The sequence below is a fragment of the Lactonifactor longoviformis DSM 17459 genome (genome assembly GCF_900129135.1).
Classification (GTDB): domain Bacteria; phylum Bacillota; class Clostridia; order Lachnospirales; family Lachnospiraceae; genus Lactonifactor; species Lactonifactor longoviformis.
The window spans coordinates 52,887-76,222 of record NZ_FQVI01000021.1 but is presented as its reverse complement, the minus strand read 5'-3'; the positions used below and the strand labels follow the sequence as shown (position 1 = coordinate 76,222).

Here is a 23,336-nt window from a genome sequence, read left to right as displayed (position 1 = left end):
AACCGGTTTGGATGTTTATCTAAAACATCGAGCGATCATAAATGATGAATAATATGAAAAGTGTACAACGTTCGACCTTCCCCACCCGTTTTCCGTGAATGTGAAGTGAGTCTCTGCCAGGATATAGGAGGGAGCACCGGGGAGACAGGGCCAGGCCAGGGGCCGGGGGATAGGGACAAGTCAGGGAGGTTAAGCGGAGTGAGCCGAAGATCCAGTCCACCAGCTGATTAACGAGGAAGGCTTTCCTGACGAGTTTAGCAGCTGGTAGGACTTAGCTTAGGGGAACGGAGCCTCGAGCTGACTTTTCCCTATCCCCCGGCCCCTGGCCTGGCCCTGTCTCCCCGGTGCTCCCTCCTATATCCGTCCGTCTGCAACGCTCTGCTCGCCGACTACATAACCCCGAACTTCACATACACAAAACTATTACACAAAACTATCATTTGACAAAATGGACAATAAAAGTCCAACATTATATTGACAAGAGGAACTTCTATTGTTAGTATTACAGCGAAGCAATGAAAACAACAAAACGAACAAATGTTTGCAATATAGATACGGTTGTGATACACTAGAAGAATAATGTATTACAATAGATGAGGAGATACTATGGCTGCGAGAAATAAAGGAAAACAATTTATAAGAATACGGGGAGCCAATGAGAATAATTTAAAGAATCTCAGCGTGGATATTCCAAGGAATGAATTGGTAGTTCTTACGGGACTCAGTGGGTCTGGGAAATCTTCTTTGGCGTTTGATACAATTTATGCGGAAGGGCAGAGGCGTTATATGGAGTCTCTGTCTTCTTATGCCAGGCAGTTTCTTGGGCAGATGGAAAAGCCCAATGTGGAGAGTATAGAAGGTCTGCCTCCGGCTATCTCTATCGATCAGAAATCTACGAACAGGAATCCCAGGTCTACCGTGGGAACTGTGACAGAGATTTATGATTATTTTAGGCTTTTATATGCCAGGATTGGGATTCCCCATTGTCCCAAGTGCGGAAAAGAGATCAAAAAGCAGACAGTAGATCAGATGGTGGACCATATTATGGAACTTCCGGAGAGGACCAAGATACAGCTTTTGGCGCCTGTGGTCAGGGGGCGGAAAGGAACCCATGCCAAGCTTTTCGAGCAGGCTAGAAAAAGCGGATATGTGCGTGTCCAGGTGGACGGCAGCCTTTATGAACTTTCCGAAGAGATTTCATTAGATAAAAATATTAAGCACAATATAGAAATTGTGGTGGACAGACTTGTAGTAAAAGACGGGATCCAAAAAAGGCTGACAGATTCTATAGAGAGTGTGCTGGAGCTTGCAGAGGGAAAGCTGGTAGTGGATCTCATGGATGGTACTGCTATGAATTTTAGTCAGAGCTTTGCCTGCCCGGACTGCGGGATCAGCATTGATGAGATAGAACCCAGGATCTTTTCTTTCAACAATCCATTTGGCGCCTGTCCTTCCTGTTATGGACTGGGATATAAGATGGAATTTGATATTGATCTCATGATACCGGATAAAAATCTCAGCATTGCGGAAGGGGCCATTGCAGTGATGGGATGGCAGTCCTGTACAGACAAATCAAGCTATACCCGGGCGATACTGGAGGCCCTGGCAAAAGAATATAAGTTCAGCCTGGATACACCGTTCCAGGAGTACCCGGATAATATCAAGGACATAATAATTAACGGAACCAATGGCAGAGAAGTAAAAGTATACTATAAGGGACAGAGAGGAGAAGGGATATACGATGTTGCTTTTGAAGGTCTGATCCGAAATGTTGAGAGGCGGTATCGGGAAACAGGCTCAGAGTACACAAAGCAGGAGTATGAGTCCTTTATGAGAATCACGCCGTGTCAGACCTGCCGGGGACAGCGTCTGAAAAAAGAGGCTCTGGCAGTAACGGTTGGAGATAAGAATATTTATGAGATTACCTCTCTGTCGATTACAAATTTAAATGATTACCTTTCCGGTCTCAATCTTACGCCTACACAGGAAATGATAGGGAATCAGATTCTGAAAGAGATAAGGGCGAGAGTAGGGTTTCTTCTGGATGTAGGGCTGGAGTATCTATCTTTGTCCCGGGCTACCGGCACTCTGTCCGGTGGGGAAGCGCAGAGGATACGTCTGGCTACTCAGATAGGGTCAGGGTTGGTAGGAGTAGCCTATATTTTGGATGAACCCAGCATTGGGCTGCACCAGCGGGATAACGATAAACTCCTGAATACTCTGAAACAGCTGCGTGATCTGGGAAACAGTCTGATTGTGGTAGAGCACGATGAGGATACCATGCTGGCCGCTGACTGTGTGGTAGATATCGGACCAGGGGCCGGAGAGCATGGCGGTGAGTTAGTCGGCATAGGTACAGCCAAAGAACTTATGAGGAATAAAAATTCGGTCACAGGAGCCTATCTCAGCGGCCGTATAAAGATTCCCGTTCCTGAAGTCAGAAATCAGCCCACAGGTTTTCTCACTATCCACGGAGCGTCTGAGAACAATCTGAAAAATATTGACGTGAGTTTTCCTCTTGGGATAATGACCTGCGTTACCGGGGTATCCGGATCCGGTAAAAGTTCGCTTGTCAATGAAATTTTATATAAAGCCCTGGCCAGAAAGCTAAACCGGGCAAGAACCATCCCGGGCAGGCATAAGGACATTACAGGGATTGAACAGCTGGATAAGGTTATTGATATCGATCAGTCTCCTATAGGAAGAACGCCGCGGTCTAATCCTGCCACGTATACAGGTGTGTTTGACCAGATACGTGATCTGTTTGCCTCTACGGCAGATGCCAAAGCCAGAGGGTATAAAAAAGGAAGATTCAGTTTTAATGTTAAAGGAGGCCGCTGTGAGGCCTGCAGCGGAGACGGTATTATAAAAATTGAAATGCATTTTCTGCCGGATGTTTACGTTCCCTGTGAAGTATGCCAGGGAAAACGGTATAACAGAGAGACTTTGGAGGTAAAATACAAAGGGAAAAGTATTTACGATGTTTTGAATATGACAGTAGAAGAGGCTATGAAGTTTTTTGAACATCTGCCTTCTATCAGAAGAAAGATTGAGACGCTGTATGATGTGGGACTGTCCTATATCCGTCTGGGACAGCCTTCGACCACCTTATCGGGCGGTGAAGCTCAGCGAATAAAGCTGGCCACAGAGCTGAGTAAGAGAAGCACCGGAAAGACCATCTATATTTTGGATGAGCCTACGACAGGTCTGCATTTCGCAGATGTTCATAAACTGATTGATATATTGAAACGTCTGTCGGAGGGAGGCAACACGGTTATAGTCATAGAACATAATCTGGATGTGATTAAGACAGCTGATTATATCATAGACATTGGTCCGGAAGGTGGAGACAAGGGGGGAACTATTATTGCCCAGGGAACTCCCGAGGAAGTTGCCCGGAACCCGGCATCTTATACAGGACAATATGTGGCAAAATATTTGCAGTAATTAGCCCTTTTCTTTTCAGGACAAGTTGGATATAATAAATCATAGATGACCAGGCTGGTGACCATCAGTCTGGTCTGTCTTCACAAAGGACAAAAAGTCTGAGCAGAGGAGTATAGAAAGGGGTATCATATGACATCAACAGATATTGGAATTGATCTGGGAACAGCCAGTATTCTGGTGTATGCAAAAGGAAAAGGGATTGTGCTGAAGGAACCATCCGTCGTAGCATATGATAAAGATACGAATAAAATCAGGGCAGTAGGGGAAGAAGCCCGGATGATGATTGGGAGAACTCCCGGCAACATCGTCGCAGTCCGCCCCCTTCGTCAGGGAGTTATCTCTGATTTTGAAGTAACAGAAAAGATGCTGAAGTATTTTATTTCCAAAGCAATGGGAAGAAAAGCATTCAGAAAGCCGAGGATTAGCATCTGTGTCCCAAGCGGCGTCACAGCTGTGGAGAAAAAAGCGGTTGAGGAGGCTACTTATCAGGCAGGTGCCAGAGAGGTGGCAATTATCGAAGAGCCAATTGCTGCAGCCATCGGTGCAGGAATTGACATTACCAGACCTTTTGGGAACATGATAGTAGATATCGGAGGCGGTACCACGGATGTGGCAGTGATCTCCCTTGGGGGCACGGTTGTCGCAACTTCTATTAAAGTGGCAGGAGACAACTTTGATGATGCCATTATGCGCTATGTGAGGAAAAAACATAACCTGATGATCGGTGAGCCGACGGCGGAAGACGTAAAAGTGAAGATAGGAAGTGTATATCCTATGCCTCAGCCTAAAGTTATGGAGATCAAAGGACGTAATACCATTACCGGGCTTCCGAAAACAGTGGCACTTACCTCAGAAGAGATAAGGGAGGCATTAAAAGATGCTACCAGCCAGATTATGGAGACGATTCACAGTGTGCTGGAGAAGACGCCTCCGGAGCTGGCAGCAGATGTAGCTGACAGAGGAATTGTTCTGACCGGCGGCGGGGCTCTTCTGGGAGGTCTGGAACAGTTAATTGAGGAAGAAACAGGGATAAATACGGTAGTGGCTGAGGAGCCTACACTGGCTGTTGCCATTGGCACAGGGGAATACATGGAGCTGATGAGCAAAATGGATAAGACACTTTAGAAAACAGAGGAAGAGGGCAATTGAGCGTAGAAGAGACCATAGAAGGTTATATTGACCATGTTATTTTCAGAAATGAAGAAAATGGATATACAGTCATGTGTTTAGTTTCCGGTGGAGAAGAGGTTACTTGTGTCGGTAATTTCCAGTATATTGGGGAAGGAGAAACCATCAAGGCGGAGGGGCGTTTTACCGAGCATCCCTCTTATGGAGCTCAGTTCACGATTACTTCTTTTGAGACTGTGATACCCCAGGATGCGGCGGCGATGGAGCGCTATCTGGGCTCAGGTGCCATAAAGGGTATTGGGGCAGCGCTTGCAGCCAGAATTGTGAGGAGATTCGGGGATGATACTCTCAGAATTGCAGAGGAAGAGCCGGAACGCCTGGCGGAGATAAAGGGAATTAGTGTAAGAAAAGCACGGGAGATAGCAGAGCAGATGGAGGAGAAGGCTGATATGCGCAAAGCCATGATTTTTCTCCAACAGTACGGCATCTCTCTTTCTTTAGGTGTTAAAATTTATCAGCAGTATGGCCCTCAGTTATATGGGGTTCTGAAAGAGAATCCATACCGTATGGCAGAGGATATCTCCGGTGTGGGATTTAAGATGGCAGATGAGATTGCCGCAAGAATCGGAATTCATACAGATTCTGATTACCGAATACGAAGCGGGCTGCTGTATATACTGCTGCAGGGGACTTTTGACGGCCACACCTATCTGCCTAAAGAGGTGCTGCTGCGACGGACTTCCCAGCTTCTGGGGGTTGAGGCAGAATATATGGAAAAGCATGTGATGGATTTGGCGGTGGACCGAAAGGTGGTTGTAAAGGAGATAGCAGATGAAAAATCTGAAGTCCTCCTTCCTGTCGTATATGCCAGTCAGTTTTATCATCTGGAACTCCATACTGCCCAGATGCTTAGAGAATTGAACATCAAGGAGGATGTTGATGAGACACTGCTGGAAAAGCAGCTGAGGAGGATTGAGGCTAACCATGACGTGCTCTTGGATGAGCGGCAGAGGGAGGCTGTGAAAGAGGCAGTTCGATGGGGGGTACTTGTAATCACAGGAGGCCCCGGTACAGGTAAGACAACTACTATAAATGCTATCATCAGATATTTTGAGGGGGAAGGGCAGGATATATTCCTGGCAGCTCCCACTGGACGTGCTGCAAAAAGAATGACAGAGGCTACCGGATATGAAGCACGGACCATACATAGACTTTTGGAACTCACCGGAGTCCCGGAAGATTCCTCTGTAGGGGCACATTTTGAACGTAATGAGGAGAATCCCCTGGATGCAGATGTTATTATTATCGATGAGATGTCTATGGTTGATATTCACCTGATGCATGCACTTTTGTCTGCAGTGACAGTTGGAACCCGGCTTGTACTAGTGGGGGACGTGAACCAGCTGCCCAGTGTTGGACCCGGCAGCGTACTGAAGGATATTATTGCATCCGGAAATTTTCATGTGGTTGAACTGACTAAAATTTTTCGTCAGGCGACCCAGAGCGATATTGTGGTGAATGCCCATAAAATTAACCGAGGGGAGAGAGTTCTGCTGGATAATAAAAGCATGGATTTTTTCTTCCTGAAAAGGTATGATGCAAATGTTATCATTAGCGTCATTATAACGCTGATACAGAAGAAGCTGCCAAAGTTTGTGGATGCAGAGCCTCTGGATATCCAGGTTTTATCTCCTATGAGGAAGGGACTTTTGGGAGTGGAACGACTGAATCAGATTTTGCAGCAGTATCTGAATCCCCCTGCCCCGGAAAAAAAGGAAAGAGAGCAAGGTCAGGGGCTTTTCCGTGAAGGGGACAAGGTCATGCAGATTAAAAACAATTACCAGCTGCCCTGGGAGATACGAGGAAGATACGGGATTGCTGCAGAACGGGGAGAGGGAGTATTTAACGGTGATATGGGGATTGTTAAAGAAATTAATTCCTTTGGGGAAACTCTTACAGTGGAATATGACGAATGCCGGTATGTGGAATATGCATTTTCCCAATTGGATGAGCTTGAGCTTGCCTATGCAGTTACTATTCACAAATCTCAGGGAAGTGAGTACCCGGCAGTTATCATTCCCCTGTTAGGGGGGCCTAAGATGCTGATGACAAGGAATTTGCTCTATACCGCCGTAACCCGTGCCAGAAAGTGCGTCACCCTGGTTGGTGATGAGAGAACATTTGAAGAAATGATAGAAAATGAAATGGAACAGAGCAGATATACTACACTGGATCTTCGTATACAGGAAGCAGAAAGGGGCGGGTGGTGATACAGATTAAAAAATATGTAAGGGCAGCGGTGGATTGCCTATATCCTCGCCGCTGTCCGATCTGCCATGACATTGTAATGCCGAAAGGAAGTCTTTTATGCACCGGATGCCGGCAGGCCGTGAAGCCTATTGAAGAGCCGCGCTGCAAAAGCTGCGGTAAGAAACTTATGAATGAACAGTCGGAATTCTGTCTTGACTGTACTCAAAAAACACATCACTTTGACCAGGGTCTTGGTATTTTTTCCTACGAAACAATTATGAAAGAATCAATCCTCAAATTTAAATATGACGGAAGGCGGGAATACGCCCATTATTATGCATGGGCAATGGTGCATTACGAGGGCAGGCAGCTGAAGCTATGGAAGCCTGATGTGATTCTTCCGGTACCGGTACATAAAAAGAGGAGAAAAAAGAGAGGTTATAATCAGGCAGAGGAATTAGGAAAGTGGCTGGAGCATTACACAGGAATTCCCATGAGAGCAGACGCAGTTTTCCGTGTAGTTGAAACTGCTCCGCAGAAAAAACTAGACCCTGCAGAAAGACGGAGAAATCTGGGAAAGGCATTTATGATTAATCCGTTGTATCTAAGAGATAACCGACTTCCCTGGAAGACAGTTCTCATCGTAGATGATATTTATACAACAGGAAGCACAATAGACAATATAAGTAAAATATTAAAGAAAAATGGGGTGAGGAAAGTGTATTTTATGACAATTTGTGGGGGAAAGGGACTCTAAAAAGTCCTTTTCTTAGAAAAAGATATATGCTATAATAAAGTACGTATGAGTAAATGGAGGGGTAGATAGTTTTACTTCTTCAAATTATGTACCTGATAAGGAGTATTTTATGTTAGATTTGGAGCGTATCAGACAAATGACTAAGCTTGCTTCTTATGAAGCCGGCGAGGGGAAGACATATCTGCCTATCAGTAAATACTACCGCAGTGATTTTATTGGGCTGGCATTAATCAAGAACTTTTTTCTGGTATCTATTGGGTACTGCATGATCCTGGCTGTTATTGCAGGCTATAATGCAGAATATCTTCTGAATAACGCCCATAAGCTGAATGTAGTTACCACGGTCATTGCTGTTGTCGCAGGGTATGTGGTATTACTGGTGTTGTATTCCATTGTAACGTATATTTATACCTCTGTGAAGTACAGCAGGGCAAAGAAGAGTATTCAGCAGTATTACATAGATCTGAATAAACTTAAAAAAATGTACGACAGGGAAGAGAAGAGAAATATCAAGAAGAATACTGTCAGGAGGAAGAGAGCATGACAGCTTTACTGGAACTGAAACAAAAGATGAAGAATTTTTACGGTGAGCATGATACCTTTATTCTTCCTGTCTTAAAGTTTTTATTGGCGATTATTACATTCAGGGGAATAAATGCTTCCCTGGGATTTATGCATAAGCTGGACAATATCTTTGTGGTATTAATTCTGTCGATCCTGTGTTCAGTGCTTCCTTTGAACTTGATGGTAATTTTGGGCCTTGCCCTCATTGTAGCCCACTGCTATGCAGTAGGGGTGGAAGTAGCTGGGTTTGCGCTGCTTCTTATTCTGTTGCTGATGATATTATTCCTTCGCTTTTCTTCTAAGGATAATTTGGCTATGATCCTGACACCTGTAGCATTCGGACTCAGGGTACCGGCTATTGTCCCTATCGGCTGCGGACTGCTCCGTGGACCGGCGTCTGCTATTTCTGCAGACTGCGGTGTGATTATCTATTACTTTATGAATCTGGTAAAAGAGAAAGCGTCTGTGCTGAAAGGCGAGACAGATATTATGCAGAAGCTGAAGTTTCTGCTGGACGGTTTAGTTAAAAACCAGAATATGTGGCTGACTATTCTTGCTTTTACAGCGGTTATAATACTAGTGTATGTTATCCGTAAGATGGCAGTGGATTATTCCTGGAGAATTGCTATTGTTGTAGGTGCTGTTATTTATATTGTGACTATGGTGGCCGGGGGTCTTTTCCTGGATGTGACGAATGAAATGGCTGCTGTTATCATTTCAGCCGTGGGGTCCTGTATCCTTGGGCTGCTGTTGGAGTTTTTTGTCTTGGGAGTGGACTATTCCAGAAGCGAGAATCTCCAGTTTGAGGACGACGAATACGTTTACTATGTAAAGGCTGTTCCAAAATCTTTGGTAACGCAATCCAAAAGAAGTATTAAGAAAATCCAGGTAGAGCCGGACGAAAGGACTGAGCGGAGGAATGTTTCCCGGGAGCCGGATGAAGAGGAAGATATCCCACTGGAGAAAGTTGATTTTTCTGAATTTGATTTTGAAGAAAAGCTGGAGGATTCTTTAAAAGATTTGTAAGACAAAACTTCGGGACTGGCAGAAAGGAGTGAAGGTATGGAAAATATTATAAATCTAATTAAGAGCTATCTGGTTAACCTTTCACTCCCCAAGATCCATGTGATAGATATAGTTGAGATATTAATCATCTCTGTTCTAGTATATGAATTTATGCTGTGGGTTAAAAATACCAGAGCGTATAATCTGTTAAAAGGTATGCTGGTTGTACTGGCATTCATTTTTATTGCTTATTTATTTGATATGCAGACAATCCTTTGGATTGCCAAGAACAGTGTTGGTTTTGCTATTACAGCAATTCTGATTATTTTTCAGCCGGAATTGCGTAAAGCATTAGAAGAATTGGGACATAAAAATATTGTCTCCACGATCCTGCCCTTCGATGCCAATAAAGAGGAAGAAGGAAGGTTTTCCAACAAGACGATTAATGAAATTATCCGGGCATGCTTTGATATGGGAGAAGTAAAGACTGGTGCTTTGATTGTAATTGAGCAGGATATTCTGCTCAATGAGTATGCAAAGACGGGAATTATGCTGGACTCGTTATTGACCAGCCAATTGCTGCTGAACATTTTTGAACATAATACCCCTCTTCATGACGGGGCTATCATAGTGAGAGGCGACCGGATTGTGGCGGCTACCTGTTATCTGCCTCTTTCGGACAACATGAATCTCAGCAAGGATCTGGGAACCCGCCACAGAGCCGGTGTGGGGATCAGCGAGGTGACAGACTCACTTACCATCATAGTATCTGAGGAAACCGGCCGGGTTTCTGTAGCTATGAGCGGAAGCCTGAAGGTAGGCTTGACGCCGGATGAATTAAGGGAGGTATTGGAGAAGGTACAGAAAAAAGTAAAAACTGATACTTCCAAGTTCAGGATATGGAAAGGAAGGGTGAAGCATGAAGAAAAGTCTGATGAATAAATTCACCTTGAAAATTATATCCGTATTCATTGCTGTGTTTGTGTGGCTTTTGGTCGTAAATATTGAGGATCCGGTGATGACACAGACCATTTCCAATGTATCTGTGGAGATTACAAATTCAACCTATATTGAGAGTATGGGGAAGATGCCGCTGGTGGATGAGGCGAAGAGAAATATCAGTGTCTCAGTAACAGGAAAGCGCTCTGTGGTTGACAGGCTGGAAGCAAAGGATATTACTGCGGTTGCAGATCTACAGCAGATTGTAGATATGGATTCGGATCCTATTATGGTTCCAATAACTGTATCCTGTCCTGGAATCACAGAAGACCATATTCAGGCCAGACCCCAGAACATAGAGATAGAGATTGACGAGATTAAAAGTATGGATTTTATTGTGACGCCGGATGCAGGAAGCAGTAAGCCCGGGAAGGGCTATGAGCTTGGGCGCATGACCAGTGATCCCGACAAGATTACCATCAAAGGTCCGGCATCTGTTATGGGAAAGATAGACAAGGTAGTGGCTCCTATCAGTGTGGAGGGATTGAATGAAGATACCATCATACCGTCAACGATTAAAATTATAGACAAAAATCAGGATGAAATGTCTGAGAGCGATGTAAAGAGTCTTAAATTTGCAGATGACCAATCTTCAACGGTAAATGTTGCTGTAGAGCTGTGGAGGACCAAAAGCAATATAGCTATAGAGGCTGATTACAGCGGAAAGCCTGCCTCAGGGTACCAGGTCGATGTCATTGAATCAGTTCCAGAGACAATCACCATTGCTGGTACAGAGGAGGCACTTCAGGAATTTGCTGACAATGGCAACGCACTTAAGATTCCTGCGGATGAAGTGCAGCTGGACGGAGAGTCAGCTGACTTTGAGGTAAAGGTTGATATCAGCAAGCTGCTGCCCGAAGATATTATTCTGGCAACCAATGAAAATAAAATAATATTGCTGAAGGTGAAGATACTGCCGCTGGGCAGCCAGGAATTCAGCATTCCGACTACCAGTATCCAGGTGATAAAACCTGGAGATATGGATGTGGTATTTGACAGTGAGAAGGTTACTATCCGACTGAAGGGAAGAAAGAAAGATTTAGCTAATTTCAGCGAATCAAGCATTGCGGCCACCCTGGATCTTAGCGGTTATTCACCCGGAGAGTACGAGGTGCCGCTGACGATACAGGTTCCAAGTCAGTATCAGGTAGTAGATGAGATAAAGGTTAAACTACAGCTTGTTAAAACAGCAGCTGAAAAATCAGACGGATAGGGGAGAAATGCATATGTTAAGTCAAAAGGTAACGATTAAAAACCCAACAGGATTACATTTGAGACCGGCTGGCATCCTTTGCAAGGAAGCAATGAAATTCAAATCCTTAATCACATTCAGCTTCCGGAACAGCACAGCCAATGCAAAAAGTGTCCTCAGTGTTCTGGGAGCATGTGTAAAGTGCGGAGATGAGATAGAACTGGTTTGCGAGGGAGAAGATGAAGAAGAAGCTCTGAAAACTCTTGTTGATGCCATAGAGGGCGGTCTGGGAGAATAGAGGAATTATGAAAACAGAATGGGCTGGGAGGGTTAGTTATCTCCACTAACCTTCCCAACCCATTCTTTTTCGTGCTTAGAATTTTTCTTTAAGTTCTTAACAGGCTGTTGGCTAAAAAAAGGAGAAGTTCCTCCTGGGAATGGGTGCCATAGAAGGAATCAAAAGCCCTCAGATCATCCAGGGAATCAAACTCCTGTATGGTACCAGGCTGAAAACGTTTCTGATACAATGTAAGGGTATCCAAATGCTTCATATAGATTTCCTCCCAATAAGCCTGGCGTATCTCCGGCAGATTGTATTCTTTTGTTAAATAGGAAATATATCTTTTGGAGAATTCTTTGTTTACATACACATGTCCAAACATATACCAGGAATCAGCCCCACCGACTTTTACATGGGTAATTTTGTCGTTCTCATCGGCGGTCAGGCAGTACTCTGAAGTCTCCCCCTCTGCATAAAGACATGAGTAATAAGGCTGATATTCGTACGGATGAAAAACATTCTCGGTAAAGTAATTATCAGAAGAGCAGATGTAACTGTTTCCCAGATAATCCCTGACAGCGTAAAGCGTAGAATTATTATTACGAGACTGATATTCCTTATTTTCCACAATGAAGACACCAAATTTTTCTTTTAAATAATAGAATAACTCTTTTTTGTGACCAACAACAACATAGATATCCCGTATCCCGGCATCCTGAAGCTGCCGTATCTGCCGCTCAATTAATACCTCTCCTTTAACCGGAAACAATGCTTTGGGGCAGACTTCAGATAATGGGGCAAACCTGGATGAAAATCCTGCGGCCATAATGACAGCGTTTTCAACTTTGTAGGGAGCCAGCCCGGAAAACTCCTTTTTTCTATATAATTCATTAAACGTTTCTTTTGTCAAGAGAACTTCCTCCTGTATCTGTATTATTATAAATTTAGAACGGATTATCACCATGCATTGTAGAGGAAACCGGTGCGCTTGTCAAGTAATATATTCAAAAAATGAACATTTAGCAATTCCTTAAAACCAGGATAAAATAAGGCTTTTTTGTTACAATGCTTAATGAAAACTTAATAACTGCAGGACTGTTTCTTGGAGTGAATTGGTTGTATTTTGAAGAAAAAAGTGGTAAATTATATATATCTATTAATATAGTATTCCCTTATACTATAGGCTGTAGGATAAAAAGTTACCCGATTTTTATCAGCAGTGTTAATAGAATTATTGCATGAGGAGGACGTATAAATGAAGAAAAGAAGAATGCGGCTGCTGGCGCTATTGCTGAGTGCAACGATGTTAGTACCACCGGTACCGGTGGGAGCGACTGCAGGAGATGTACCTACAGAACTGGGTACACAGCAGAGTGACAATTCCAAAACTGTAACGTATGCCGAGGGATGGAATCAGGCAGACGGCGGATGGATATGGGCAGTAAAAGAGGGAGAGAAGGCGGCTCCTAAGTATTTGTTTAAATTGGAGGCAAGCGACAGCAATAAACCTGACGTGCTTGACCAGTGGAATGTTTATGAATATCAGGAGGGTCAGCCATCCGGCGAGAAGCTTCCTGAACTGCCCGCAGAATTTCAGGGATATGTAGCAATCGGCTTTGAGCAAGAGGGAGAGATTTCAAAACCGGTATATTACTTTGTAACTCCGGACGGTAAAACTGCCCGCAGTACCTGGGTGAAGACACAGAATGCAGATGAAAAAGCTATCTACTGCTACTTTGGAGCAGATGGAAAACAGGAGCCAGGAAAAGTTGGTTTTCAGACGGAGATTTCCTATGATGACGGAACTGGTCCGGCTGCACTGAAGAATGTTTTTATTAATGAGGACTTTACTCTCGCGACAGATGCCTGGAAAGAAATCGGCGGAAAGAAGTTATATTTTAATAAAGATGGTATCTTAGAAAAACGCTTCGGGATTCAGACGATCGGTGAAGATAAGTATTACTTAGATGAAGATGGGACACCTATACAGACAAAGCCGGAAGGTGAGCTGATTGACGGTGTAAAGTACATAACAGATGAGACTGGGAAAGTTATAAAAGAGTATGTGCCTGTTGAAGAAGGATGGCAGCGCAATGACAGAGGCTGGTGGTATCAATATGAGGACGGTACGTATCCCGAGCTCGAGTGGGAAGAGATAAATGGACAAAGATACTATTTTGGCAAGTACGGTTATATGAAGGAAAGCGAATGGTATCAAGAAGGATATAACTGGTATTATCTAAAACCAGGCGGAGCTATGGCTGTAGGCTGGTATCAGTTAGGGGGCAAATGGTATTATTTTGATAATCAGGGCATTATGAAGACTGGATGGATTTATCTGAATAATATTTGGTTTTATTGCTATCCAAGTGGTGTTATGGCTACTGGCTGGGAACAGATTGGGGGCAAATGGTATTATTTTAATGGAAGCGGAGGTATGGCTACCGGTTGGAAGAAGATAGGTAGCACATGGTATTATTTATACGACAGCGGGGCCATGGCGACGGGCTGGGTTAAGATAGGAAATGTATGGTTTTATCTTAAATCCAGCGGAGCAATGGCAACGGGCTGGCTCCAAATAGGAAAGGCATGGTATTATTTTAAATCCGATGGAGGTATGGTTACAGGTTGGTTCAAGGATGGAAAGTACTGGTATTATTGCTGGCCAAGCGGAGCAATGGCCACTGGTTGGATTGAGGTAGATGGAATTTGGTATTATTTAAGCAGCGGAGGAGCTATGGTATCAAACCAGTGGGTAGGAAATTATTATCTTACTGCTGGCGGTGGTATGGCGGTAAATCGTTGGATTGGACAAAAATTTGTAGATGAGAATGGAAAGTATGTTTCAGATTATAAATTAGCGAATTCTACATATGAGACATCCGGTCAATGGATCTCGAACTCGGGTCTGTGGCAGTTTAAATATTCGAATGGAAAGTTGGCTAAGAGCGCATGGGTAAGAAAAGGTAAAGTGTGGTTTTACTTGGGCGCGGATGGTTATATGGTTACAGGCTGGAAGTATATTGATGGTTACAAATACTACTTTAACAGCAGCGGTGGACTGGTTCAGGATTTGAGAAGCAAAGTTAAGGGACCATACATGGCTAAGATTAACAGACAAAGATGCTGTATCACTATTTATGCACAGGATGGTGGAGCTGGGTATACGATTCCTGTAATTTCCTTTGTTTGCTCCGTTGGGTTACCTGCTACCCCAACTCCTACGGGAACTTTCTATACTAGTCAAAAACAGCGGTGGGGAGTTTTGATGGGACCGTCATATGGTCAGTACTGTACACGAATTGTAGGCGGAATACTATTCCATTCGGTTGCCGGTTATGGTACGAATAGTTATAGTCTGCCGGCTGCGGAATATAATCGCCTTGGATCCCCTGCATCACACGGATGTGTACGTATGACAGTTAGGGATGCAAAGTGGATCTTTGACAATTGTTCTTTAGGGATGAAAGTTGAAATATATGACAATGTGATTCCGGGGCCTTATGACAAGCCAGTGGCACAGAAAATACCGGCTTCCCAGAATTGGGATCCCACCGACCCGGAAGTATGATAAAATTTAAAAAGTGGTTTAATAATAAATAATAAATTCTAGGAGCTAATGCAGTATGGATGGATATACATCTATGTGGCAATAGCTCCTATTTTATTTAAAAAGTAATTTGCTAATATATAGTAATAGTATAATGAAATAGGTAGGCTGAGAAGAAACTGCCGATATACAAGACAACGCTATGCACGATGGTTAAATTAAACTTAGCATTGCAGAAATGGACTTAAACAGTTGGTTTGTTATTGACAAACTTCTGTTCATCGGATATAATCACAATAGTTCAAAAATTGAACTATATAAAAAGGGGATTTATTTATGCACAAGTATTATAATATTCTTTATCATATTAACAAATTGGGGTTTATAAACCAGAGGGCTTTAGCCAAGGCCTGCAACATGTCCGTTGGGAATATTAATTCTTCTTTGAAGGAATTGGTTGGGGAAGGATATCTAATAGAAAAAGATAAAAAATATGGTCTCTCTGGAAAAGGGCGGGAATATCTTGAGAATAGTCTTGAGAATAAGCAGGTTGAGAGACTGATTTTAGATTCTGGAGAGAATAGTTCATTTGTGAAAAGTGCTGTGATACTGGCGGCTGGAATCAATCTGTGCTTTACAAAGCCAATCGGACTTCTTACCATTGACGGACTGCCAGTGATTGAACTGATCATGAGAAACCTGTCTCTGCATGGAATAGAGAATTATTATATTGTTGTTGGATATCAGAAAGATGAGTATAGAAATTACTTCAAAAACCGTAGGAATGTCCATCTGGTAGTAAATGACAGGTATAAATGGACCGGAACTATGGCGTCACTGAGTACGGTGAAAGGATTTATAAAAGAGGATTTTCTTTTGGTGGATGCCAATCAGATATTTGAGGAGACTGCTATTTCCAAATTGCTGGAATGTCCTGACAGAAATTGTGTTCTTCTTACAAATCCCAGCGATTCTAATGATGAGGCGTACGTAGAACTAAATCCGGACAATACGATTTTTAGAATCTCAAAAGATATCAAACAGATGAATCATATTGATGCCGAGTTGGTAGGCATCAGTAAGATATCGTATGCTTTATTTGAAAAGATGCTGGATTACTTCAAGGATAATCAGAACCCTTTGCTGAACTATGAATATGTTCTTGAGAATATTGGCCGTATTTATCAGATTACAGGGGTGATGGCTGATGATATGGCATGGACCGTGATTGAAAACGACCAGCTTTACCGTAAGGCAGAAAAATTAGTGTATCCCAAAATTAAAAAGAGGGAAAGGCTTCGAAAAGAAAATCATGCCAGAGAAACATTAAAAGTATGTATGTCTGTAAGAGATGAGGACATAGAGGAATGCAGCATAGGCGGAGGCATGACCAATACCAACTTTTTTGTTAAAGTGCAGGGAAAACGCTATATTTTGCGGATGCCTGGTGCAGGGACAGATGTAATGATAGACAGAAAGAGTGAGCAGCATAATGCGGCCTTAGCATCAGCGCTGGGAATTAATCCTTCTACGGTGTACTGTAATGTTGAAACTGGAATTAAGATTACAGAGTGTATTCCACAGGCCGAAACACTAAATGGAAAGACGGCTCGTTTAGAGATGAACATGAAGAAAACAACGGCCATTCTGAGAGAACTTCATGAATCAAATATGAAGATGTATGGCACTTTTAGTGTGAAAGAAGAATATGAAAAATATAAGAAACAAATCCATGAAGCAAACGGAGTCTATTATGACGGGTTTGAGGCTGTGGATAAATTTTTCTATGAACTTTTGGAGCACCTGGAAGAACTGGGCACAGAGCTGAAACCCTGCCATAACGATTTGGTAGCAGAAAATTTTATTAAGGACAAAAACGGGAAAATGTACCTTATTGACTGGGAATACGCTGGATATAATGACCCCATGTGGGATTTGGCAGCCCATCTGGCGGAGTGTGATTTTAAGCCACTGGAGGAGGAGCTCTTTCTGGAGCATTATTTTCAAAAACAGCCGGATGAAATTTCAAAAGAGAAAATAGCTATTTTTAAAATTTGCCAGGATGTTTTGTGGAGTGCATGGACGATATTAAAAGAGGCTCGGGGTGAGGATTTCGGATCCTATGGCATAGACCGGATGAAACGCGCGATGCAGAAGAGAGACGAGTATGTTTTAACATATGTAAAAAAGTGCTAAAATGTACTAGAGGAGTTTCATGAAATAAAAAGGCGGCAGCTGTCAGGCTGCGGCCTTTTTAGTCTTGCGTCATACCGGATAATATCATATAATAAAAAAGAATCTGCGTATGAGGTGAAGAGAATGAGATTGAAAACAAGAATATTTGGCGCAATAACAGCCTGTACGGTATCGGCTGCAATTGTATTTAGCAATATAAGCCCCATTCAGGTGTGGGCAACGGAATCTGGTACTGCGGGCAATGATACAGAGCAGTCTGCTGGGGAACTGCCGGAGGAGGACAGTGGGGGCACATCGGAGGCAGTACCGCCTGCGCCGGCCGATCCATCTGTTGTAACTACTAATGGAATTGCCGGCTGGCCCCAAGCTGTGGATATTGCAGAGGAAACAGGAATACTGATGGATGCCGCTTCAGGCACGGTATTATTCAATAAATCAATGGATCAGAGAATGTATCCTGCAAGTACTACTAAAATAATGACTGCTCTGCTGGCTCTGGAGAACAGCAGCCTGGACGAGCAGGTAACCTTTACAGAAACCGGAGTTAAGGATGCTTATCCGGGGAGCAGTAATATCGGTATGCAGGTGGGAGAGGTTCTCACTATGGAACAATGTCTCTATGCAATGATGTTGAAATCAGCCAATGAGGTTACAACGCAGGTGGCTGAATATGTTGGCGGGAGTGTAGAGAATTTTGTGAATATGATGAACGAAAAGGCAGCAGATTTGGGCTGTACAGGAACCCATTTTAATAATGCCAATGGTCTTCCCGATGACAGCCACTATACCACTGCTCATGATTTGGCATTGATTGGTCAGGCAGCCATTCAGAATGAAACCTTCAGAAAGATACTTGGAACAGTCGTTTATACAATAGAGCCGACAAATAAAAATCCTAAGGCAAGGACATTTGACAATCATCATGCTATGATCCATGAAGGCGACTGGTACTATGAGGGATGTCTGGGTGGGAAGACTGGTTATACAGACGCAGCCCAAAGTACTCTGGTAACATTTGCGGAGAGAAATAATCTTCTCTTGGTATGTGTTTTGATGAAAGGGGATGGAACCCAGATTGTCAAGGATACAAAGACAGTTTTGGATTATGGATTTGATAATTTCAAGGCTTTGAAATTCACAGCAAAGGGCGAGGTGATTCAGGGGGGAGAAGGGGTTATTCCTGCCGGGATGGAGGAATCTGAATTGGAAGTTCTTGAAGATGTACAGCAGGATAAGGTACTAACCACCTATAGGTGCAGTGAATACCCGGTTGGAAGTGTGACAGTGACCAGAGAATCCTATGATCAGGTGAAAGAACAGGAAGAACAGGAGGCTATTGAGAAAGAACAACAGGAGGAACAGAAGAGAATACAGAAGGAACAAAATAAAAAGAAAGAACATACGCAAAATATAATGAAGCTGATAATACTGGTTCTGTGCGGATTAATAGTATTTACTGTTTTGATGGTGGTTATTCGGCTGATTCTGAACAGAAAGAAATAAAAAAGGCGAAGCAGTGCTTCGTCTTTTTTATCTTGCCGGATACTCCGGCACTCGGTTACGGTACAAAACTTCTTCCCCCGCGGTATTTTTGATCGTCATTTTGTGGAAAATTTCTTTTGTTCGCTTATCAACTGCTTCCCGCGTATCCCCGGTTATATAATACCGGGCCACGTAGGGGCGGGGATTTTCTGGGGATATACGTTCCCCTTCCTTGTAGAAAAGGATAGAATTTTCAATATCTTCCTCTTTGGAAAGACTGACTGCCTCACTTTCATCCATAATGTCAGTTTCCCTACCATGAAAATATAAGACAGCACTGCAGCGGGAGAACCAGGGGGAGTGCGCAGACAAGTCTCTTCTAAGAGAAGGTTCGTCATAGACATAGTCTAAGAGAAGCTTCTCAATGGATAGACCACTGCTGTATTCTACTAATTCATGCTCATAGCCGAAAAATCGTCCGGCGATCTCACAGACCTGAACCGGCTCACCAGGTCTCCAGAAAAACTGCATAGAGAGAGCCCCCTCTTTTTGCTGAGTATAGGACGCAACCTTCTGAAGGATAGTACTCGCTTCAGCATATACATCTTCCATTAAGCGGGAGGGATATACGTTGCGGGTGCTGATTGGGATTCTGCCGGGTTCTATCTCTGTTTTTTCCCGGTCTGCAATGCTGAGTACATGTACTTTTCCATCCAATACCCAGGACATCATATTAAATTCGTAGCCCGGATTGTATTCTTCAATTAGAATTTCTTTGATTTCAGAAGTTTTACATATATCATGGAAATACCGGCGGATTTCCTCCGGCTGATTCAATACGTAGATCCCCCTGGAACCATATTTATCTACAGGTTTTGCAACCACAGGAAATTGTATATCCTCTAAATCATGAAGCTGGAAATCCGGTCTTAGATTTCGATAGCTGGGAGTACTGATTTTCAGCTGTGTTAGCATATCTTTCATAATAATTTTGTTCCGGTAATAATCCAGTTTATCAGGGGTTAGATAACATTTTAGTTCTGCTTTGGCAGCAATTTTTACCATACACTCAAAAAGGCGATCGGAAAATGAAGTGATTATCCCGTCTATCTTTTCCTTTTTGCAGATAACTGCTATCTCATCTGTCTTTTCTACATTAATATGATATGCGCGATCTGCAAATGCCTTAGCGGGCCCATTCTCATTTGCATCGCACACGACGGTAAAGAAACCCCGCTCTTTTGCCATACGGGTAATAAGCACGAATTCAGTCAGGGATCCTAATATTAGCAGCCGATGTCTCATTTTTCTCTCTCCAAATCTTTGATTGCAGCAAATAATCTTTCAGCCACTGCATCCATATCCCGTGGGCTATATCTTTGATCACAGGGAAGGGGAAGGATATTAGATGCATAGTCATATTCAACACTTTCAGCTGCTGCGTGCTGAATTACGTTATTCCAATAGGTTGGAAGGTAAAGCTTACAGGAGGCAGTTAATTTTCTAAGCTCTATGCCCTTAGGATAATAAAAGGGATAAGTAAAAGGTCCTCTGGGCATCTGAAAAGGCAGTGGATTCCTGTCCCCAAGATATTTATCCAGACGACGGTAGTTAATTTCCCGCCGTTCTATGATGCGCTCATAATCAATGCCTTTCAATAAGTTCTGAGTAAGACGGGACATTAACTTCGGAGACTCCTGCTGAAAAGAGGATGCATTGTTTAACATTGTGCTATAGTAGGAGGCGGCATCTTTTTCATATCGTCCCAGAAGATGTTCCATGCGGCTGCCGGACAGATCCTGGGATAGGGGAAGTACTGGGGATGCGTCTGTAGACAGATAAGCTCCGTCAGGAAGCCCAAAGAATTTTCGGCAGGAGTATATAGTATCTACCCCGGGAAGGGGGCGTTGGAAAAATGCATGAGTATGATCAACGATAATATGCTTGTATTTCTTCTTATAATATAGAATAGATTTATCTGTTAGCTGACCATAGTAATTCACCAGATAAAGGTAAGCTCCGGACTCCAGGGCATCCGGTACCTGAGGGATTAAATTTCTGTCTATATGATAATATTCTATGGCTATTCCCTCTTGTCTGCAGGACTCTATTACAGAATCACACAGGAAATAGGGAAGTATAAGCTTTTTGCATCCCCTAAGCCGGCATAGGTACAGCAGGGCTGTCCTGCCCAAATTCAGGCGATACATGTCTTTATAATATTCTTCCCCGGCCAGCTCTTCTAATTCAAGGTATCCACCAATTTCCTTCATAGTACCATTATAATTCCTTCCTTCGCTCAATATAGTTAGGCATTTTTCTTGATTCATTAAGGATATTCATGAGATATTGCCCAATAACACCGATGCCAAGCAAAGATAGTCCGGAATAAGCTACCAGTAAAAGCACGAGAGTCGTAAAGCCTTCTACGGATACGCCGTACACGAAGTATCGGACGAGATAGAAAATACCGAGAAGTATACTTGCAAAGAAACTGATGATTCCAATATCACGTACTATGATCAGGGGCAGTGCGGAATGAGTGGTAATATCGTAAATCAAATCCCGCATGAGCCTTCGGAAGGTATAACCGCTCTTTCCGTACTTTCTCTCGTCGTGATGAACTGTAACATTGATAATCCGATTGGATGTCTGCACTAAAAGATTACCTATCTGAGGCAGTCTTACATTCATCTGCAGGATGGCATCTACAATAAATTTCCGCATCAGCCGAAAGCTGGTGATTTCCAGGTTCGGATCCTTGTTAAGCATTTTAGAGGTTGCGTACACAGACACGCGGGTACCGAGACGGCGGATAACGTTATGCTTTCTTCCCTCATATTTAGCAATAATGACATCAACGTCAGAGCGTTCCTTAATCACGGCTGCCAGTTTCGGTATCTCTTCCGGCGGGTGCTGAAGATCATCGTCCATAGTGATAACATAATCTCCTGTTGCGTAGTGAAAGCCACATAGCAATGCGGGATGCTGACCAAAATTCTTAGCCATCTGTATAATTTTAACCCGGTGATCTTTCTGGTGAAGCATCTGCATTTTGTCATAAGAATTATCTCTGGAGCTGTCGTCTACCAGAATTAATTCAAAGGGTTCTTTCATTGTTTCATCGAAAACTTTGCGGAGACGCCCGTAAAGCTCGTCCAGTGTATGCTCAGAATTATATACTGGTACAACGACCGAATATAAACTCATAATAGCCTCCTTTTTATATAGCTTGATAAAGACATTTTAAAACATTATACGACTTTTTGGAGATGGGGTCAATGCTAAAAGATCAGAGCAAGGTTGCTGAAAGTATAAAAGAATGTTATAATCACAGGTATGCCCATGCTTTTAGGCGACATCTTTCGATACCTAAAAGTATCAATGGAGGAACATATGGAAAGAATTAAAAAATATATATTGCTGCATTTAAATATCTTGTTATTTTCTTTTACCAGTATTTTTTCAAAGCTGGCATCAATAGAATATAATAATAACGGTATCTATGGTTGGAAATTATATTTATTTTTGTTTTTAATGGTGTTAAATTGTTTTATCTATGCAATTGCGTGGCAGAAGGTAATTAAAAGATTTGATTTGTCTACTGCATATGCCAATAGAAGTGTATATCTGATCTGGTCTCAGCTCTGGGCGGTGTTCATTTTTCATGAAAGTCTTTCGGTACATAATATAGTTGGAATATGTGTAGTATTCATTGGAGTATTGGTGGTGCAGAGATATGAATAGATTATTTATGCTTTTAATGTTTGGGTGCACTTTTTTTTCGGCAATCTCTCAGGTACTGTTGAAACAGAGTGCGAACAGAACTTACAAACATCCTATATTTGAATATTTAAATTGGCGGGTAGTGGTTGCATACGGTATATTTTTTGCGGTTTTGCTTACAAATACATATGCATATACACAGGTTGAAATGAAATATGGACCTGTGATAGATGCATTTACCTATGTATTTGTTTTATTGCTGTCGGTCGGGGTGCTGAAAGAAAAGATAAACAGAGGAAAATTAGTTGGAAATCTAATAATAATTGCAGGTATTGTGATTTACACATTACCTTAGTGATAGTGAACGGGATTCTTTGATAAAGTAAATCACGATAAGTTAATTCAAATTCTTAGAGAGCAAGTGAATGACAGCACCACATTAAACCTGATTAGGAAATATCTGAAAGCAGGAGTAATGGAGAAAGGGCTGGAAGAAGCAACAAGGACTGGCGTGCCACAGGGAGGACCGCTTTCAGTTATACTTTCTAATGTGTATCTTGATAAATTAGACAAGGAACTGGAGCAAAGAGGACTTCGATTTACAAGGTACGCAGATGATACAATGATATTCACAAAAAGTGAAATGGCAGCCAACAGAGTAATGAAATCCATCACAGACTGGATAGAGAGAAAACTGTTCCTAAAAGTAAATGCCACAAAAACCAAAGTAGTCAGACCTACAAGGAGTAAATATCTCGGA

The 23,336-nt window shown here is 42.7% G+C and carries 18 protein-coding genes and 1 pseudogene; 15 read left to right on the top strand and 4 right to left on the bottom strand.

Annotation, left to right across the window (positions count from 1 at the left end):
- Positions 1–606: 606 nt before the first annotated feature.
- From uvrA to BUA56_RS16510, 9 genes are all read left to right on the top strand, one after another.
- Positions 607–3,447 (top strand): excinuclease ABC subunit UvrA, encoded by a 2,841-nt coding sequence (uvrA, locus tag BUA56_RS16550; RefSeq protein ID WP_072853735.1) that lies wholly within the window; start codon positions 607–609, stop codon positions 3,445–3,447.
- Positions 3,448–3,576: 129 nt separating this feature from the next.
- Positions 3,577–4,572: a rod shape-determining protein gene (gene mreB, locus BUA56_RS16545; protein ID WP_072853733.1), complete on the top strand. Its 996-nt coding sequence runs from the start codon at positions 3,577–3,579 to the stop codon at positions 4,570–4,572.
- A gap of 20 nt (positions 4,573–4,592) precedes the next feature.
- Positions 4,593–6,845, top strand: coding sequence for an SF1B family DNA helicase RecD2 (gene recD2, locus BUA56_RS16540; protein ID WP_072853731.1), 2,253 nt, complete (start codon positions 4,593–4,595; stop codon positions 6,843–6,845).
- Complete coding sequence (locus BUA56_RS16535; RefSeq protein ID WP_139249501.1) at positions 6,842–7,582, top strand: ComF family protein; 741 nt, start codon at positions 6,842–6,844, stop codon at positions 7,580–7,582. The genes recD2 and BUA56_RS16535 overlap by 4 nt, the downstream gene beginning before the upstream one ends.
- Positions 7,583–7,691: 109 nt before the next feature.
- Complete coding sequence (locus BUA56_RS16530; protein WP_072853729.1) at positions 7,692–8,126, top strand: hypothetical protein; 435 nt, start codon at positions 7,692–7,694, stop codon at positions 8,124–8,126.
- Positions 8,123–9,172 (top strand): hypothetical protein, encoded by a 1,050-nt coding sequence (locus BUA56_RS16525; RefSeq protein ID WP_072853727.1) that lies wholly within the window; start codon positions 8,123–8,125, stop codon positions 9,170–9,172. Before BUA56_RS16530 ends, BUA56_RS16525 begins: the two co-directional genes overlap by 4 nt.
- 36 nt (positions 9,173–9,208) lie before the next feature.
- Positions 9,209–10,093, top strand: coding sequence for a diadenylate cyclase CdaA (gene cdaA / locus BUA56_RS16520; protein WP_072853724.1), 885 nt, complete (start codon positions 9,209–9,211; stop codon positions 10,091–10,093).
- The gene (locus BUA56_RS16515) at positions 10,071–11,363 is read left to right on the top strand and encodes a CdaR family protein (RefSeq protein ID WP_072853722.1); all 1,293 of its coding nucleotides are present in this window, start codon (positions 10,071–10,073) and stop codon (positions 11,361–11,363) included. Before cdaA ends, BUA56_RS16515 begins: the two co-directional genes overlap by 23 nt.
- A 13-nt stretch (positions 11,364–11,376) precedes the next feature.
- Entirely contained in the window at positions 11,377–11,640 is a 264-nt protein-coding gene (locus BUA56_RS16510) for an HPr family phosphocarrier protein (protein ID WP_072853720.1), read from the top strand.
- 88 nt (positions 11,641–11,728) lie between these two features.
- Here the strand turns inward: BUA56_RS16510 and BUA56_RS16505 are convergent, their stop codons facing one another.
- Complete coding sequence (locus BUA56_RS16505) at positions 11,729–12,532, bottom strand: NTP transferase domain-containing protein (RefSeq protein WP_072853718.1); 804 nt, start codon at positions 12,530–12,532, stop codon at positions 11,729–11,731.
- A 345-nt stretch (positions 12,533–12,877) separates the two neighbouring features.
- On the opposite strand from BUA56_RS16505, the gene BUA56_RS16500 reads away from it, so the two are divergent.
- The 3 genes from BUA56_RS16500 (at position 12,878) to BUA56_RS16490 (ending at position 18,871) form a co-directional block, all read left to right on the top strand.
- Positions 12,878–15,193 carry a L,D-transpeptidase family protein gene (locus tag BUA56_RS16500; protein ID WP_072853716.1) on the top strand — a complete coding sequence of 772 codons (2,316 nt, stop codon included), beginning with the start codon at positions 12,878–12,880 and terminating at the stop codon, positions 15,191–15,193.
- 315 nt (positions 15,194–15,508) lie between these two features.
- Entirely contained in the window at positions 15,509–17,368 is a 1,860-nt protein-coding gene (locus tag BUA56_RS16495) for a phosphocholine cytidylyltransferase/choline kinase family protein (protein ID WP_072853714.1), read from the top strand.
- Positions 17,369–17,491: 123 nt separating this feature from the next.
- Positions 17,492–18,871 (top strand): serine hydrolase, encoded by a 1,380-nt coding sequence (locus BUA56_RS16490; protein WP_072853713.1) that lies wholly within the window; start codon positions 17,492–17,494, stop codon positions 18,869–18,871.
- 27 nt (positions 18,872–18,898) lie between these two features.
- Here the strand turns inward: BUA56_RS16490 and BUA56_RS16485 are convergent, their stop codons facing one another.
- Genes BUA56_RS16485 through BUA56_RS16475 form a run of 3 tightly spaced genes read right to left on the bottom strand, consistent with a single transcriptional unit; the run spans position 18,899 to position 22,060 of the window.
- On the bottom strand, positions 18,899–20,155 hold the full coding sequence (locus tag BUA56_RS16485) for an ATP-grasp domain-containing protein (protein ID WP_072853711.1): 1,257 nt from the start codon (positions 20,153–20,155) through the stop codon (positions 18,899–18,901).
- Complete coding sequence (locus BUA56_RS16480) at positions 20,152–21,123, bottom strand: hypothetical protein (RefSeq protein WP_072853709.1); 972 nt, start codon at positions 21,121–21,123, stop codon at positions 20,152–20,154. The genes BUA56_RS16485 and BUA56_RS16480 overlap by 4 nt, the downstream gene beginning before the upstream one ends.
- Before the next feature lie 7 nt (positions 21,124–21,130).
- Positions 21,131–22,060, bottom strand: a complete 930-nt coding sequence (locus tag BUA56_RS16475) for a glycosyltransferase family 2 protein (protein ID WP_072853707.1) — start codon at positions 22,058–22,060, stop codon at positions 21,131–21,133.
- A 186-nt stretch (positions 22,061–22,246) separates the two neighbouring features.
- Here BUA56_RS16475 and BUA56_RS16470 point away from each other — a divergent pair, with 186 nt between their 5' ends.
- The 3 genes and pseudogenes from BUA56_RS16470 to BUA56_RS23905 form a co-directional block, all read left to right on the top strand.
- Positions 22,247–22,597, top strand: a complete 351-nt coding sequence (locus tag BUA56_RS16470; protein WP_072853705.1) for an EamA family transporter — start codon at positions 22,247–22,249, stop codon at positions 22,595–22,597.
- Positions 22,590–22,931, top strand: coding sequence for an EamA family transporter (locus BUA56_RS22655; RefSeq protein ID WP_084068036.1), 342 nt, complete (start codon positions 22,590–22,592; stop codon positions 22,929–22,931). Before BUA56_RS16470 ends, BUA56_RS22655 begins: the two co-directional genes overlap by 8 nt.
- Before the next feature lie 24 nt (positions 22,932–22,955).
- Positions 22,956–23,333: pseudogene (locus BUA56_RS23905) on the top strand (reverse transcriptase domain-containing protein); the annotation flags it as partial.
- Between the last annotated feature and the right edge of the window lie 3 nt (positions 23,334–23,336).